Genomic DNA, 18,507 nt, shown 5'->3' with positions numbered 1-18,507 from the left:
TCGCGCGACTTCGCGCCGGAGCTGGGCGATGTCTGGACGCTGACCGTCGGCGGCGTCTCGGGCGCGGTCGTGGTCGATGCCGTCACCGACACGCTGCCGGAAATCGCCGAGGCGCTGGCCGCGCTCTTCTCGGGCCTCGGCGCGCAGACCGGGGCGAGCGTCTCGCAGGTCGGCAGCACGGCCGTGCTGAGCATCGTGGCGGCGGATGCCGCCGCCGGGGTGACGATTTCCTTCGACGTGGCCGGAACGGCGGCCCATGGCGGCGCGGTGATCTCTTCCGCCGCGGCCGGCCGCGTCGTGATGATCGAGGACGGCGCCGCCTTCGAGGCCGAGGCCACCGATCCCGAAGGCACCGCCCTGGCGGCCGCGGCGCAGAGCCAGCGCGCCTACGACCTGGCCATGGTGGAGCTCGAGGCGGCCTCCGGCACGAGCATCCCGGCGCTCGGCGAAACCTTCCTCGTCTATCTCGACGGGCAGGAATTCCGCGCGGTCTCCGCGGGCAGCTTCGCCGCGGTCACCCGCCAGCTGGCGGCCGACATGATCTCCACGGGGCGCTATGCCGCCTCGCCGCTGATGACCGAAGCGCTCATCGGCATGGCGGCCGACGAATTCCAGGCCGGCGTCGCCTGGACGGTCGAGCTGAACGGACAGGCATTCGCCTTCACGGCCGACGGCACGGAGACGTCGGTCCAGGACATTGCCACCGGGCTGAAGGGCGAGATCGAGTCTGCCGGGCTCGGCTATGGGGTGACCGTGCTGGCCGGCTACCTGCAGATCACCTCCGCTACCGGCTTCACCGTTTTCACGTCGCTGTCGGGCATCGAGGGCGAAATCAACGCGGGCCTGTCGCTCGATGTTGCCAGTGCGACCCTGGCAGGCGACGGAAACGTGCTGGCGGTCCGCAAGGCGCCGGGCCTGTCCGAAGTGTCCGCCTTCTCGGTGATCTTGCAGCGCAAAGCCTCGGCCGACGCGGTTACGTCGGAGACCGGCGGCACGCTGGGGGCAGGTTCGGTGCTGTCCGCCACCCATTGGCAGACGCTCTTCCTGCAGGTTCCGGCAGTCGTGGCGCCGGTCGCCGAGGGCGATGCCTGGACGCTGGATCTTGGCGGCAACCTGACCGATGCGTCCCTCGCCGAAGACCGCGGCAGCTATGGCTTCGAGGCGGGCGGCAACCGCGACCAGACCCTGCCCGGGGTGATGGACGTGCTGATCACGGATGACGATGCGCCCGGCGTGCTGGTGCTGGAGACCGGCGGTTCGACCGTCGTGATCGAGCCGACCGAGCTGGCGCTGCTGGGCAGCGGCTATGTCCGCACCGGCGACGGCCGCACTGATCCGGACATCGTCACCGGGGCGGGCAGCAACGAAGTCACCTTCTCGGGCGATTTCGGCGTCGCGGTGATCGACGAGAACGGCACCAACAACTCGATCTTCTCGGCCCAGGATCTCGACCTGGCCGACTGGAACGACAACGACGTCCCGGCGATCGGCAAGGTGGCGCGGAGCGATCTCGACCCGACGCTGATCACGCTGCCGCATCTGACGATCATGGGCGAAGGCGAGGGCGAGGCCGACTACTTCAGCTTCAACATCGACGACACGATGCTGGTGCCGGGCGGAAAGCTGCGGGCGATCTTCGACATCGACGACGCCTTCGAGTTCAGCGATCCCGAGTTCTGGGCCTCGATCCTGCGGCTCTACCGGCTGGAAGAGGACAGTGACGGCGCGCTGCAGGAAGAGCTTCTGGCGACCGGCTCGATCATCTCCTTCTACGACACCCCGGCAGAGGGCCAGCGCGGCGCCTTCTTCTACGAGTCCCTGCTGACCTACACCTTCGAGGAAACCGGGCTCTACGTGATCGAGGTGGACAATGCCATCGCCGGGCGCGCCCTGCCCGAGGGCGTGGACTACACGCTGCATGTCTCGCTGGAGGGCCGCGAGGTGGACGGCTTCCTCTTCGAGGCCGCGCCGACCCAGGAGGACGAGGCGGCGCAGCGGCAGCTCGGCTTCCAGCTGATCGACCCGACCGCCAGCTTCTTCACCTTCTACAACCCCGACATCGGCAACCAGCCCGAGGGCGGCATCGACTTCTTCGTGCCCTATGCGGTGATCAAGGGCTCGGGCGACCGCACCGACGACATCTTCCGCGTGACGCTGAGCGGCGACCAGGTCTCCACCGATACCGGCTCGACCGTGCCCGCGGCCAATCCGCCGGTGAACAGCGACAAGTTCTACGACAAGGTCGCGATCCATATCACGGGCGCCACCGATGCAGACGGCGACGGCAGCTTCGACCCGATCCGGGCTTCGGACACATTCACGCTGGGCCTGCGCTATGCCGACTTCACCGCGACCGGCGAAACCACCGCCGAGGGGGTCGCCAAGGCGCTGAAGACCGACATCCTCTCCAAGGAGACCCGCTATTCGGCCGGCGACATCGACGTCGTGACGGTTGGGGAGGGCGAGGTCTACCTGATCGTCACCGATCCCGGGGGGGTGAACCTGACCGGCCGCACGGTGATCGGGCTGGAGCACTCGATCGCCTCGGTCGGCGAGGTGGTGCGCAGCACCCAGCCGGCATACGGCGACGGCAGCCCGATCTTCTTCTCGACCGGCACGGCGCTGGACGGCGAGGCGCTGGAGATCGCGCTGGCCGGCACGGCGGCGGCTGGCGATGTCTACCGCATCCAGCTCGATGACGGCAGCGCGGCGCTGGCGGACGAAATCGAATACGGCGCGGACGGGATCGTCTCTGCGGACGGCCTGGCAACGGCCCTGGCCGAGGCGCTGGACGGGCTCGGCAGCTACCTCGCCGAAAGCGACGGATCGACGGTCCGGATCGCCAATTCCGCCGGTGCCGCCTTCAGCGTCAAGGTCACGATCACCGGCGAGACTCCCGGGGGCGAGGTGGAGATCACCGGGTCGGTGGCGGCGACGCGCGACAGCAGCGGCACGCTTGCCCGCGAGACCGTCGCGGCGGCCCATTACGGCGGGGCGGAGATCCGCCTGACCGGCGACGCGCAGCCGGGCGAGATCTGGGTGGCCACGGTCACGCTGGACGGGACCGATTACGTTGCCTCGACCACCGTCACCGACGAGATGAAGCGCAGCGCCGACGTGCTGGCGCAGGTCGCTGCCGATCTCCGCAGCCAATTCATCACCCAGACCGTCCCGCTGAGCGTGACCCGCTCGGGCGGCACGCTGACGGTCAGCGGCAGCAACAAGGTGTTCTCAGTCGCGCTGACCGTGGAGGAGGCTGCCGATCCCTCGACAACCGGCATCATCTTCGGCGAGCAGCTGCGCGTCCGGTCCCTCGATCTTGACGGCGTGCCGAATTCGGACAGCGACTGGACCGTCAGCGTGGACGGCACGGATGTCGATGTCGACGGTGCCGACAGCGCAGCGGACCTGGCCGCCGCCATGGCGGAGGCGATCGACGGGGCGGCGATCAGCGGCTATGTCGCCTGGGCCGAGGGCAGCATCCTCTATGTCGCGTCCACGAAGACCAGCGGCGAAGTATCCATCTCGCTCTCGGGCACCAAGACCGTCGGCCAGGGCGCCAATGCCGAGGAGCACGTCACCACTGTCGCGGATGGCAGCGGCGAGGCGGAGGTCAGCGTCGACGGCGGCACGCCGGCAGCGACCGGCATCAACCCGCAGGGGACCTTCCGCGGCCTCGCCGTGGATAATCTGGCAGACATCGTCCAGATCGGCCAGATCTGGGATGTCTCCTTCTTCGCCGGCACGACGCCCGTCGAGACTCCGGCCGGCACGCTGGTGTTCGACCGAAGCACGGCGATCGCAGACGGAGACACCACGGAAGAAAACTTCCTTGCCGCCCTTGCGGACCATGTGGAATCCGGCGTCTCCGGGGCGGTCACCGCGCTGCTGGGCGACACGCTCTTCGCACTGATATCCGGCACCACGGATGTCAGCTTCGAGGTCAACTCCGTAACCTCGCCGGAGCTGGCCGGGGCGATGGATCTGCGCGGCGAGATCGACGAGAACTACAGCCAGACGCTGACCTTCCTCTCCGCAGTGGATGCCGGTGACCGGATCTACGTGGGCAGCGACGCAAGCCCGGTGACGGTCGGCAGTTCCGACCCGAGCAGCAGCATTACCGCCAAGATCGACTCCATCCTCGAGGCGGCTTCCGGCGGCCGGGTGACGGCAGATGCCGAGCTGACCGGCGACGAGATCACCGTGACCTATGCAGCGGACAACGGCGACGCGCTGGATCTTGGGGCGATCAAGCTGGAGCGCGTCGTCCCGGAGCCGGAGGACACGTCCTCGGCCGATACCGTCCAGACCAGCGCCGACACGCCGCTCTATGACGAGCTCTACTACCGGATCGACGCCGAATATGTCGGCGGCGAGATCTGGACGCTGCATCTGGACGGCCGCAGCTACGAGATCGCGCTGCCTGCCGCCGGCGATCTGGACGTGTCCGAGCGCGACGCCGCCAAGATCGCCAGCCTGGTCGCGGCGGCGATCAACGATGCCTCCACCGGCCATGAGGAGCTGGTCGCCGAGGTCGAAAACAGCGAGAGCACGATCACCGTCGGCAACGTGACCCAGGGCGACGTCTTCACGGTCACCCTGACGGCGGGCGCGGTGACCCGGACTGCCAGCGTCACCGTGGACGGCACGACCGACACTTCCGAAGAGGTGGCCGCGGCGCTGGCGGCCGGGCTGGATCACGGCTTCTTCTCGGCCGGCACGCCCGCTGGCAGCAGCTTCACCGTCTCGCGCGACGGCGGGGTGGGCTTCACGGTGGCGACCTCGGTCACCGATGCCGAGGGCGGCGTCTCCGGCAACACGCTGTCGGCCTCCGCGGTGACGCCGCTGCTGCGCATCTATGACGGCACCGCGGGCCAGCGGGCCGACGGCTCCGGGACCGAGGACGCGCCCTTCAAGTTCCTGCTGGAGCGCCAGGGCGCGATAACCACCGTCTTCGACATCGACAACGTGGTGCCGCTGACCCAGGTGATCGACGTGCCGCGCGTCGAGATCCAGGAGATCACCGTCTTCAACCTGTTCGGCTTCGAGATCACCTACGAGGTTCCGGTGGTGGTCTATGACCGGCTCGAGGTCACCTATGTGCCGGTGCTGGAGCTCTACAAGGTCTCTGGCGGCACAAGGACCCTGCTGGAGCGTTCCTGGCTGGGCGGCAATGACACCGACGGCGACTATGTCCTCGACGAGGACGACTACAGCGGCATCGATCCGGGCTCGGTGACGGCGGACGACCCCTTCATCACCTACACCTTCACCGCGGCGGATATCGGGTCGCTGGCGGATATCGACGTCCGGGTCACCTCGGCGATGATCACCGACGGACCGGACGGCCGCGAGATCGAATTCCTGCCGTATGTCCAGACCGGGCTGAGCTACGACCTGAACATCTCGATCCCGCGCTACGAGACCAACCCCGACCAGCTGCCGCTGATCGGCAAGGTGCTGACCATTGTCGAGGGAGCGGGCGCGGGCCAAAGCGGCATCATCACCGGCTATGATCCCGAGACCTCCACCTACACCGTCCAGTACGGCAACGGCGCAGCGGATGCCTGGACCGTCGCCCCGGACGATACCAGCCTCTACGAGATCTCGCAGAACCTGCTGACCGAGTATCCCTCCACCTCCGCCACGCCCTATGCGCCGATGGTCGACAGCTACGAGCTGCTGCTGACCGGCGTGCCGGGCTTCGATGCCGACGGCAATGCGCTGGAGGACGACGAAACCGTGACCGTCGAAGTCACGCCGCTGAAGACGCGGACGCTGAATTCCGACGACGATTTCAATGCCGACAACAATTTCGGCGAGAACGAGGAGGTCCAGGTCCGGCTCGCCACCTCCAATGCGCTTGTCTCGCTCGGCTATGCGGGGGCCTCCGCGGCATCGACGCTGGTCGCCGAGGGCGAGACCTGGCAGCTGGTGCTCTACGGCGACGGCAACGTCCTGGCCACCGAGACGGTCTCCTTCCGGGTGCCGGATGCCGCGACGACGCTGGGCGAGGTCGCCCAGGCGCTGGCCGACGGGATCAACGGCCTGGCCAGCGGCCGCTACCTGGCGGCGCTGGAATCGGGCAGCGCGATCCGCATCCTCGACGCGGCGGGCGGCACGGCGCGGTTCTTCGTCGAGATGTCGGTCAGCCCGGACACGACCGGCGGCGCCGCGATCGAGGTGTCCCGCAATGCGGCGCTCGAGCAGCAGCTGTCGATCGAGCTGACCGGCGGCGTCGCGGTGGGCGAGACCTGGACGCTGGCCTTCGGCGGCGACACGTTCAGCCATGACGTGGCCTTCGGCGACACCCTGGCCGGCGTCGCGGCGGATCTGGCGGCGCAGATCGTCGCGGCGGACGACCTGAACCTGACGCTGTCGCAGCCGCTGGAATGGGACGTGACCGTGCTCGGCCGGGTCATCACCATCCAGAGCCGCCTCGGCGAGATCTTCGACGCCAACTCCGCCTCGGTCGGGATCGCCCGGACCGACACGGCCGATCCCTTCACCCTGGGCCGGATGGCGCTGCGCCAATTCGTGGTCTTCGGCAAGGACAACTGGTCCGACGCCCAGAAGGTCGGCGTCATGGCGATCGACGACAGCTTCGTCGACGGCGGAGACGCGCTGGTCTTCGCGGCCTTCGAGGAGCGGGTCGACGCAATCCGCGGCCCGCTGGTCATCGAGGGCGGCGTGCTGGTGGCCGAGGAGCGCTTCCTCGAGGATCCGTTCCGCCTGCCGGGCGAGACCAACTATCCGCTGCCCGACGGCCAGCTCGACAGCTTCGAGATCGACGGCGACACCTACGTGCTGACCGACCGCGGCGCCTATCACGTCAACGAGCTCTACGGCGAGCGGCCCGGCTTCGATCCGCGCTTCAACGACTATCTCTACGAGCTGCTGTTCCTCTCCGGCACGCTGGCCGAGGAGCATGTGGTCGACCTGTCCGGCCTGGCGGCCACCGGCGCGCAGCGCGTCCTGACGCTGACCGCCGGAGCGGCAGGCGGCAGCGGCGCGCCGGATCTGCAGCTGGCGGTGACGCTGGAGGCCGGGGAGGGCCTGGCCGAGGCGCTGTCGGGCTTCGCCGCGGCCTATGACGCGCTCGGCGACGCGGCGCGGGGCGGCTACCTGCTGTCGGTCTCCGAGGATGCGCTGGTCCTGACCCGCAGCGATGCGCTGGCCTTCGCGGCGGCCGCGGATGACGGGACCTCCGCCTTCGCGGTCTCGGTCCAGGCGGGGGCGTTCTTCGCCGATCCGGCCTTCGGCACCCGCGTGGACGTGGTCGAGACCAATGCCGACATCCTGTCCTTCGGCTCCGAGAGCGATCCGGTGCAGCTGGGCCTGACCGTCGATCCGGACGGCAGCGGCGCGGTCGACGCCTTCGGCGGCGGCTATGTCACATTCGAGGGCCGTCCCGACCAGGACGACCCGCATCTGGCCAGCCTGTTCTGGGAGCGCCTGGTGCTGTCGGCCACCGGCGCGGTCTCGTCCACCGGCGAGACCTGGACGGTCACGCTCACCGACGAATCCGGCGGGACCGTCCAGACCTCCTACACCGTTCCGGACGGCGCGCTCTTCACCAATTCCCTGATCACCGGCCTGGCGGCCAAGATCGATGCCCTGGCCGGATACAGCGCGGGCATCCGCGTCGACCTGCTGGGCGATGCCAAGCTGGAGATCGTCAATGACGGCGGCGCGAGCTTCCAGGCCGGCGTGGCCGTGGCGGGCACGGCGGCGCCGGTCATTTCGGGCCGTCCCGATCCGCTGAAGGGCGAGTTTGCCGATGTCTCCTGGGTGCTTGCGGCGCTCTTCTTCGACCAGCCCGGCCTGGTTGCCGAGGGCAGCCTCTGGACGCTGACCGTCGACGGTGCGGTCCTGCCGGTCACGGCAGGGGCGGCGGGCGTTGCCACGGTCACGCGCGGCCTGGCGAACCGGATCAGTTCCGGCCTGTCGCCCGTCGTCTCGGGCACCGAGGTGCGTCTGAGCGGCGACGTGCCGGACGCGCCCGCGGCGGGCGACGACTATTTCTACGGGCCGGTGAACCCGAATGTGCGCGTCGACGAGGCCGAGCAGGTCGACGTGATGAACGTCTTCCACGGCGGCAGCGTGGCGGACAATGCCGCGGTGCTGACCGCCGACCGGCTGACCGGCCTGGGCATGGGCGGTCGCACGGTGATCGGCGGCGAGGAATTCGAGGGCGGCATCACCTATGGCGGGCTCGAAGTGGTCGATATCGAGCTGGGCCGCGGCGACGACCGGAGCTTCGTCATCGAGAGCACCCATCTTGGCCAGACCCGGCTGGATACCGGCGCGGGCGACGACCGGGTCGAGCTGAAGACGGCGGACGGCCATGTCGAGATCCTGCTGGGCGACGGCGACGACACGGTGCTGCTGGGGTCCGACGAGGCCCTGGCCGACCAGCTGACCGGGCTGGTTGCGGTCGACGGCGGCGCGGGCACCGACCGGATGGAGCTGGACGATTCCGGCGACACCACCGCCAACGCGATGGTCCTGACCGGCCGCACGATCCTGGGGCTCGACATGCCGACCGTGGCCGAGGTGCAGACCATTGAGGTCCAGGCCGCCGGCGGCGACTTCACGCTTCGCGCCGACGGCTACGGCACGGATGCGGGCCTTGCCGATGACGGTGCCGAGGGCGTGCGCCGCACCGCCGGGGCCGCCTATGTCTCGGTCGGCTTCGGCACCACCGCCGCCGCGCTGGCGGCGAAGCTCTCGGCGCTGTTCGGCGGCGCCTCGCTGCGCGTCCTCTCCGAGGATCTGGACGGCTCCACCCTCTACACGGTGGTGTTCTCCGGCGAGGATGCCGGGATCGACCAGACCGAGATCGCCTTCGCCGACGGATCCGAGGACGGGGCGCGCTTCGATCTCGACCTGGAGCTCGGCGGCACGCCGCTGGCCGGCGAGATCTGGACCGTCACCGTCGGAGGCGCGGCCTATGGCTACACGGTGCAGGCAGGCGACACGCTGGCCGACATCGCGCAGGGCATGGCAGCGGCGATCGGCGCCGCGCCGGAATTCGCCGCGGCGGCGGTCGGAACGCGGCTCTCCGTCGACCGCGACCCCGAGGACGGCGCACTGTTCGAATGGGCCTTCGAGATCACCTTCGCGCCCGGCCAGGCAACCACCGAGGGCGCGGCCAGCCCGGTCAGCGATCTCGTGGCCAACGAGGGCGCCTCGGCCGATGTCTTCATCGCCACGCTGCGCGACGGCACGGTCGAGCCGGGGCTGAACACGGTGCAGACCATCCGCATCGCCGCGGATGGCGGCAGCTTCCGCCTGGTCTTCGACGTGCCGGATGTCGAGGGCGACATGGTCACGGTCATCACCCCGGCGCTGCCCTACGACATCACCGCCGCCGAGCTGGCCGACGCGCTGGAACTGATCCTGAACCCGAACAACGAATTCGACTTCCTGCCCTACACGGACAATTTCGCGGTGCGGAAGATCGAGGACACCTTCTACCTGACCTTCCAGGGCGCCCTGCGCGGTGCCACGGCCACGTCGATCGACACCTCGCTGCTCGGCCGCGCGCAGGACCTGTCCTTCGCGGTCGCGCCGGAGCAGCTGGAACTGAACGGCATCATCGAGACCTTCAGGGCCGATGCGGACGGCGTGCTGTCGCTGTCGCTCGAGCTGCGCGGCTCCGGCGTGCTGGACTTCTCCCATGCCTTCGCCGCCGGCACGGATGCCGCGGCGGCGCTGGCCGGGCTCGCGGCGGAGATCGACGCGGCCACCGGCCTGACGGCAACGGCGGAAGGCCTGGTGCTGGCGGTGGCGGTCTCGGCCGCCGAGCTGCCGGGGATCGCGGGGATCGACGTGGCGCAGGCGCTGTCGCTCGATGGAATCGCGCTGGAGGCGGTGACATCGGCAGAGCGGCTGGAAGGCGCCGCGACCCGCTTCGACATCGTGGCCGAGGATGCCGCGGTCGCCGAGGGCGACACGGTCACGATCAGCCTGACCAACGCGGTTGTCGCGGGCGGCACGGCGGCCTTCTCCTACACGGCTGCCGCGGGCGAGGACCTGTCCGCGATGCTGGCCGGGCTGGCCGCGGCGATCAACGATGCCGAGGGACCGTTCTGGTCGGCCGAGGCCGCCGGCACCGCGCTCGTGCTGCGCAGCCTGCATGGCGGCGGATTCGAGATCGCGGCCAACCTGGCGCTGAACGGCACCGCGCTGGCCGCGGGCATCCAGTCCGACCGGGCGGTGATGGAGCTGCGGCAGGACGGCATCGACTATCACGGCATCGAGACGCTCGACATCGCGCTCGGCTCCGGCGACGACACCGTCAATGTCCAGGGCACCAGCGCGGTGACCTCGCTGAGCCTCGGCCTGGGCAACGAGAAGGTCTTCGTCAGCTCCGCCGCGGCCTTCGCGGCAGGCGAAGATACCGACTTCCTCGAGGGCCATCTCGACGGTCTGCAGGGCGTGCTGAACATCGACACGGGCGGCGGCAGCCACCAGCTGATGATCTCCGACGAACGCTCCGCCGCCGGGGATGGCGCCGTGCTCATCACCGACCAGGCGGCCCGCGCGCAGCTGCGCGACGGCGGCCTGCCCACCGCGGACCTGTATCTCTTCGGCCTCGCCGCGACGATCACGGTCCGGGCCGGTGCGGCCGCGGACTTCGCCGGCGGCGTGACCATCTGGACCGGCTTCGGCGATGACGTGATCGAGATCGACGGCAGCCTCGGCGCCGCAGGAGAGGCCTCGGGCATCCGCAGCTGGACCACGCTGAACACCGGGCTCGGCAATGACACGGTCACGGCCAATCTCGATCTCGCCACGGCAGCGGAGGTGCAGCAGATCTTCGTGCCCGACAGCGTCTTCGACGGCGGCGGCAACATCGCGGTCATCTTGGCCGACATCCTTTCCAGCGGTGCGGCGGCCAGCGGCACCATCTCGGTCACCGCGCTGATCGACACGGTCGAGGCCGCCTTCCGCAGCCTCTACGGCCAGGGCGATGCCAGCCTCTTCGACGGGCTCTCGGTGGCGCGGACCGAGGTTGAGGGAGGGTACCTGCTGACGCTGACCTTCGGCGGCAGCCTGGCCGGCCGCGACATGGCGCAGATCGCCAGCGCGACTGCCGGGGTGGAGACCGCCACGCTGCAGGATGGCGAGATCGCCGACGGCGCCACGGTGCTGGACGGCCAGGGCGCGTACCAGGACTACCTGGAATTCAGCGACATCGACCGGCTGCTGGCCTCGGCCTCGTCGCTGCCGCTGGTCATCTTCGGCGGCCAGGACGGCGACGTGATCGAGGGCGGAAGCGCGGGCGACATCATCTTCGCCGACCGCGGCCGGGTGGACTACTTCGACGCCGCAGGCGCGCTGGTGGCACGGCTCGGCCTCGGCGGGCCGGGCGACCTGACTGACGGCGCGGTCCGTGACCCGGTGCTGCTGACCACCCGCGATCCGCTGGTCGGCGGCGATGACACGGTCACCGGCGGCGCGGGCGACGACCGGATCTTCGGCGGGATCAACGGCGACACGATCGATGCGGGCGAAGGCAGCAACATCGTGCTCGGCGACATGGGTCTGATCGACTACGTTGCCAATGACGGCGACCACCTGGCCGCGAATGGCGGCGACGGGCTGAAGTCGGGGGCAGCGGATATCGACCTGATCATGACGCTCTCGCCCGAGCTCGGCGGCAATGACGCGATCACCGCGGGCAGCGGCGACGACATCGTCATCGCGGGCGAGGACGGAAAGGCCGCCGCCGACAGCCCGCTGCCCGGCACCCGCGCGATGGCCCGGACCGTCACCGGCCTCGAAGAGGACGGCGACAGGGTCGATGCCGGGGCGGGGACGAACGTGGTCTTCGGCGACAACGGCTGGATCACCGGCGCGGCGGACGGCACCGCACCCTCGACGTCCCTGCCCATCGCCTTCGGGCGCCTGTCGAGCGAAGCCGAAGGCGCGGATCCGGAGTGGGGCGGCAGCGACGAGATCATCACCGGCACCGGCTTCGACATCGTGTTCGGCGGGGTGGACGGCGACATCGTCACCGCCAATGACGGCGAGACAGACGTGCTTGCGGATGCCGGGAACATCGTGATCGGCGACCACGGTCTGATCGATTGGGAGAGCGCCGACGGCGACGCCTCGGATATCGACCTGATCGCCTCGACCTCCCCGGATGTGGGCGGCAGCGATGTCATCACCACCGGCAATGGCGGCGACATCGTCATCGCGGGCGAGGACGGCGAGCAGCGGCTCTCGGCGGATCAGGGCAACGGCATCGTCGTGAGCTACGGCGAGGATGGTCTTCCGGTTGCCACCGAGACCGTGGCTGCCGCCGGCGATGCGGCGGAGGGCGACACGATCTTCGCGGGCAACGGGGCGAACCTGGTGTTCGGCGACAACGGCCGGATCGAGGCTGCTTTCTCGGATTCCGACCGCTTCGGCAGCTTCGGCCTGACGCTGGGCCTCGTGACCTCGGTGGCGCCGGAGATCGGCGGGGCGGACGGGATCACCACCGGCCATGACGACGACATCGTGATCGGCGGCGCGGCGGGCGACACGATCGACGCGCGCGACGGGGAATACGAGGGCGCGAACGGCGCCGACGGCGGCAACATCGTGATCGGCGACAACGGGCTGATCGACTGGACCGCCGCGGAGCGCCCGGACACGGCCGGCGCCGGCGCCGATCTGGATCCGGGCGACATCGACCTGATCGCGTCGCTGGCGGCCGGCGCGGGCAGCGCCGACCAGGGCGCCTCGACCGGCGGGACCGATGCCGTGACCACGGGCGACGGCGACGACATCGTGATCGGCGGCCAGCTGGGCGACGCGATCTTCGCGGGCAACGGGGCGAACCTGGTGTTCGGCGACAGCGGCGAGATCCGCGCGGCGGATGCCGATTCCGACCGCTTCGGCAGCTTCGGCCTGACGCTGGGCCTCGTGACCTCGGTGGCGCCGGAGATCGGAGGCAACGACCAGATCACAACCGGCAGGGGCGACGGCGACAACAGCGACAACGGCTTCGACATCATCCTCGGCGGCTTCGGCGACGACACGATCGTGGCGAAGGACGAGGAGGCCTACGACGTCGAGGCGGCGGATGCGGCGGGCCGCGACACGGTCAACATCATCCTGGGCGACAGCGGGCTGATCGACTGGACCCGCGCCGATGCCGGGCGCGCGACGGAGACAGGCGAGGACACGGAAGGCTTCGACACCGATCCGGGCGACATCGACCTGATCGCGACGACCGACCCGACACTGGGCGGCCGCGACATCATCCTGTCGGGCGCGGGCAACGACCTGATCCTCGGCGGGACCGCGGGCGACCGGATCTTCGCCGGGGCCGGCAACGACCTGGTCTTCGGCGACCATGGCCGGCTCCAGGCCAATGACCGCGGCCAGGGCAGCAGCTACGGCGCGGTCGATCCGCGGGCGCTGCCGCTGGTTCAGGACAACCTGGCCGACCGCTTCACCTTCGCCGCGACCGATGTCACCGATACCGAGGAAGACGCCTCGGATCCGCGCTTCGGCCTCCCAATCGGCGGGGCCGACCTGATCTTCGGCGAGGATGGCGAGGACATCATTCTCGGCCAGCAGGGCGGCGACGTGATCTACGGCGGCAACGGCGATGACGACATCATCGGCGGCCACAATGTCGCCGGCGGCCATGACGGCAGCGACCGGATCGACGGCAACGGCGCGGTGGCGGCGCGGCTGGAGGCGGAGACGCTGCTGGCCGGCGGCATCGCCCAGCCGATCGGCAGCGGCACCGTGCTGGACACGCCGCTGGCAGGCTATTTCGACCCGGCGGCCCAGGCCTTCCACGTGGCGGCCGGGGGAGGCAGCAGCGCCTCGGCCAGCGATGACGACGTCATCCTCGGCGACAACGGCACCATCCTGCGCCGCGGCGGCACCGGCACCGGCCTGCGAGACCCCGCCACAAGCGAGAACACCCGCTACCGCCTGCTGGAGAGCGGCGTGCTCTACGACGTGGCGACCGGCGAGGTGCTGGTGACGTTCGACGGCGATAGCGACCTTTCCAACGACGGAGAACTCGACCCGACCGGCGTGCAGGTCCGCCAGATCTTCCTCCTGGATCACTCTGCGGACACGCCGGTCAACCGCTACGGTGCCGACTACATCGCAGGCGGCCCGGATGACGACCTGGTCTTCGGCCAGCTCGGCGACGATGTGATCCAGGGCGACGGCGAGGTTGTCTTCCAGGACGTGGACGGCAGCCGCCCGGCAGAGGCGGACGGCGCGGCGCCGGCAGACGTCATGGCGATGCGCGACGGCGATGGCGACCTGTCCGTGATCCCGACCCGCGATCCGTTCTCCGCGGGCAGCGTGCACCGCGACGGCGACGATTATGCCGAGGGCAACGGCGGCAATGACGTGATCTTCGGCGGAGAGGGCCAGGACGACCTGATCGGCGGCTCCTCCAGCCTCTACGGCCTCGACGATGCCGACCCGGCGGCGGCCGACCTGCTGCGTCCGGACGGCTCCGACCTGATCTTCGGCGGCACCGGCCAGGACGTCGCGGACCCGGCCACCGGGGCGCTCGCTGGCCGCAACCACTACGGCGACAGCGGCGAGACCGCCCATGCGCTCGATGCCGACATGATCCTGGGCGACAACGGCAACATCTTCCGCATCGTCACGGTCAGCGTCTCGGGCGGCCTGGGAACCTCGGCGCAGGCGGGCTTCAACTACGATCTGCGCGATCCCTTCCGCGGCAGCGACGGCACGGCGCAGCCGGGCGACCAGAAGACCTTCTCCGACCGCTGGATCGTCGCGCGCGCGGCACAGCTCCTCGACACCACGCCGGGCGGTCTCGACCGCCAGCCGGTGGCCGCGCTGTCGGATATCGGCGCGGCGGACGAGATCCACGGCGAGGCGGGCGACGACTTCGCCTACGGCCAGACCGGCAATGACGTGATCTTCGGCGAGGGCCAGGATGACGACCTGATCGGCGGCACCGGCCATGACTGGATTTCCGGCGGCACCGGCCAGGACGGCATCCTCGGCGATGACGGCCGGATCTGGACCAGCCGCGTCACCGACGCCTATGGCGAGCCGCTCTTCGCCGTCGCCCCGCTGGCCTCCGGAGATCTCGGCCAGGAGATCCGCACCCCCGGCGGCTTCCAGGAGGACGTGATCAACGTCGCCGGAGAGCTGAAGAAGGCGGTCAACCTGACGCCCTTCAACCTGACCGATGCCGCGCTCGGCTACGAAGATCCGCATGACGTGCCGGAGCATGCCAATGACGTCATCTTCGGCGGCCTCGGCTCCGACTTCCTGCATGGCGGAGCGGGCGACGACTTCATCTCGGGGGCCGAGGCTCTGCCGGAGGCGGCGGTTGCCTTCTTCGACGGCGCGGGCAACGTTGCCGGGACGGCGCGCAGCGACTACGCGCGGCCCTTCAACGACGGCACGCTGCTGAACCATGGCGGGGTCCAGGCCGGGGAATTCGCGCAATACGACGAATACGCCCCGCGCCAGAAGATCATGGTCGAACACGAGGGCACGACCTTCGAATGGTTCGGCAATTTCGACCCGGCCGATCCGGGCGCGCCCTATGCCGACCTCGCCGATCCGGCGACCGCCTATCCGGGCCATGCCTCCACCGGCGAGCGCAAGCTGACCGACGGCGACGACCGCATCTTCGGCGACCTGGGCAATGACTGGATCGTCGGCGGCACCGGCCAGGACAATGCCTATGGCGGCTATGGCGACGACCTGCTCAACGTGGATGACGACCACGGCAGCACGGCAGGTACCGCCGATCCGCTGGCCAACGACGTGCCGGATACCGACCTGAGCTACGAGGACCGGGCCTTCGGCGGGGCCGGGCGCGACGTGCTGATCGGCAATACCGGCGGCGACCGGCTGATCGACTGGGCGGGCGAGTTCAACAGCTACATCGTGCCCTTCGCCCCCTTCGGCCTGGCCACGGTCAGCCGCGCGCTGCAGCCGCAGATCCGCGAATTCCTGCTCGACCTTTCGGCGTCCGACGGTGCCGATCCGACCCGCGGATTGGACACGAGCGGCGACTGGAACGACATCCGCCAGGGCGAGCCGGACGGCGAGCTGGGCATGGTGATCCAGGCCGATGACGACTGGCAGGACCAGACCGGCGCGCCGGACGATCCGCAGCCGGGCAACATTCCGGGCGGGGCGCGCGACGTGCTGCGCGGCGCGGATTTCAACACCGGCGGCGGCAATGCGGGCACTGCCGGAGCGAATGTGGCGGCCTTCGGCTTCGCGCCGGACACCGGCAGCTTCGAGGTCACCGGCGCGCGGCTGGAGATCGGCCCCGAGAACGGCACCGCCGGCGACGCGGCGGCGGTGTTCTATGTCGACGCGGCCAAGCCGGGCTATTTCGAGATCAGCGCGACCATCAATGCAGGCAAGCCGGTTGCCGGGCTGAAATCCAATGCCTTCGCGATCTTCGACTATGTCAGCCCGACGGACTTCAAGTATGCCGGAGTGAACATTTCCAACGACAAGATCGAGATGGGCTACCGCGACGCTGCGGGCTGGCACGAACTGGCGCAGTCGAACAGCCAGCTGAAGCCGGACCGCGACTACCAGATCCTTCTGTCGGTCAACGGCACCACGGCCACGCTGGTCGTCGACGGCAATGACTACTTCACCTATGTCTTCGAGCCGAGGATCGACCAGTTCGGCGTCAGCCATGGGCTGAATGCCGGGCTTGTGGGGATCGGCTCGGTCGATTCCGTGGCGCGGATCGACAATGTCTATGTCCAGGTCCTGCCGCCCGAGCTGACCTTCTCGGCGACCGAGACCTTCGACGATGCCGCGCCCGCGCTGAATCCGGAGACGGGGCTGCCGGTCTTCGATCTTTCCGCGGCCGATCCCGAGGAACCGGAGGCGGACGGACAGGTCACGCTGTCCGCCGGGGACATGGCGCTCGCCGATGTGGCGGCGGACGAGAACGACCTGCGGCAGCTCTCGGCGCAGCTTTCGACCGCAGGGAAGGCAGGGCTGGTCTATGACCTGCAGGCTTCGGGCGGCTTCAAATACGCGGTGCTCGACCCGGGCGCGGACCAGGCGGTGCTGGGCCATTATACCTTGGCCGGGGGCTACGTGACCGACGCGCTCCTGCCAGTCGCGCTGCCGGAGGGCGGGATCTACGAAATGCTGGCGACGCTGAAGGGCCGCACGATCTCGGTCGAGGTGAAGTCCTCGACCGCGCCGGAAGCGGTGTTCCAGGTGCTCAAGGGCCATGCCTACAACGCGCCGGTGACCGACGGCGCCGCCGGGATCTTCGTCCTGGAGGGCACGGGCACCTTCTACGAGGCGATGTCCGCCTGCGACAACCTGGAGATGATGGCCGAAGGCGAGCCGGTGGCGGTCGGCACGCCGGATGCCGGGACGCCGGCCGCGGCGGAGGCGCCGGCGGCGGCGGAAGATCCGGCGGGCCTGCACCGCTATGACGGCGCGGGGGCGGCGCTGCCCGAGCAGGGCACGGTGACCTCCAGCCTGGAGATCGCCGATGCCTTCGTGATCGACGACGTCAACGTCACCGTGACGCTCGCCCATGGCAGCCTGTCCGACCTGCGGCTGACCCTGATCGGCCCGAACGGCGCGCGGGCGGTGCTGGTCGCCTTTGCCGAGGGGACCGGGCTCGACGGCACCGTGTTCGACGACGAGGCAGGGCAGGACATCGCGGCGGGGTCCGGCAGCTACACCGGCACCTTCCGCCCGGCCGAGGCGCTGTCGGCCTTCGACGGCATGGTGGCGGCGGGCACCTGGACGCTGCGGATCGAGGATCTGGCGTCGGGCACCGGCGGAGAGCTGGCGGGCTGGTCTCTGGCGATCACCGAAAGCGGCGCGCTCCATGCCTCGTCCGAGGGCAGCGGCGCGTCCAAGGGCGACCAGCTTGTGCCGAAGGATCTCGCCGCGGCGCTGGAAGCGGCCAAGCAGCGGTGGATCGGATCCGGATTGCTGGCCCAGGCGCAGGTTGCGGCGATGGATGCGCTCTCGGCCGCCATCGGCAATCTCGGCGGCACCATGCTGGGCGTGACGACGGGAACGCAGATCACGCTCGACCGGGATGCGGCGGGCCATGGCTGGTTCGCCGACCGGACCCCGGAAGCGGCGGAGGAATTCGACGCGGAGGGGCAGGCGACGGACCGGGATGCCGTGGGCCGGATCGACCTTGTTGCAGTCCTGACCCACGAGATCGGCCATTACCTGGGCTTCGGCCATGACGCGACAGGCCAGAGCTGGATGGCCGGCATCCTCGAGCCCGGCGCGCGGCCGCTCGATGCGCCGGGGCCGGCACTGTCCGGCGGCGATGCGGGCGGCAGCGGGACGGAGACGGCCTCGGCGGATGCCGTCCCGGCCGCAGCGGAAGACGGAGCCGGACCCGAGGCGGCCCTGCCGCCGCTCCTGCCGGCAGCAGCGGCCCCGCGGGCAGCGCTGCGCGCGGAGCCTGCCCCGGAGCGTGCACAACCGTTGCCCGGGACACGCAAGGCGCGCATAGCGGCTTGA

1 protein-coding gene (running past one end of the window) is annotated in these 18,507 nt (G+C 69.9%); it reads left to right on the top strand.

Annotation, left to right across the window (positions count from 1 at the left end):
- Nucleotides 1-18,507: the 3' end of a proprotein convertase P-domain-containing protein gene (locus HCC78_RS04445; RefSeq protein ID WP_216671023.1), read on the top strand. Its footprint begins 23,463 nt before the window's first position; only the last 18,507 of its 41,970 coding nucleotides appear in the window; its start codon lies off the left edge, out of view; its stop codon occupies nucleotides 18,505-18,507.

It is taken from the genome of Mangrovicoccus sp. HB161399, assembly GCF_013184745.1.
In the GTDB taxonomy this organism is placed as follows: Bacteria; Pseudomonadota; Alphaproteobacteria; order Rhodobacterales; family Rhodobacteraceae; genus Mangrovicoccus.
This window is presented reverse-complemented; position numbering and strand designations above follow the sequence as displayed.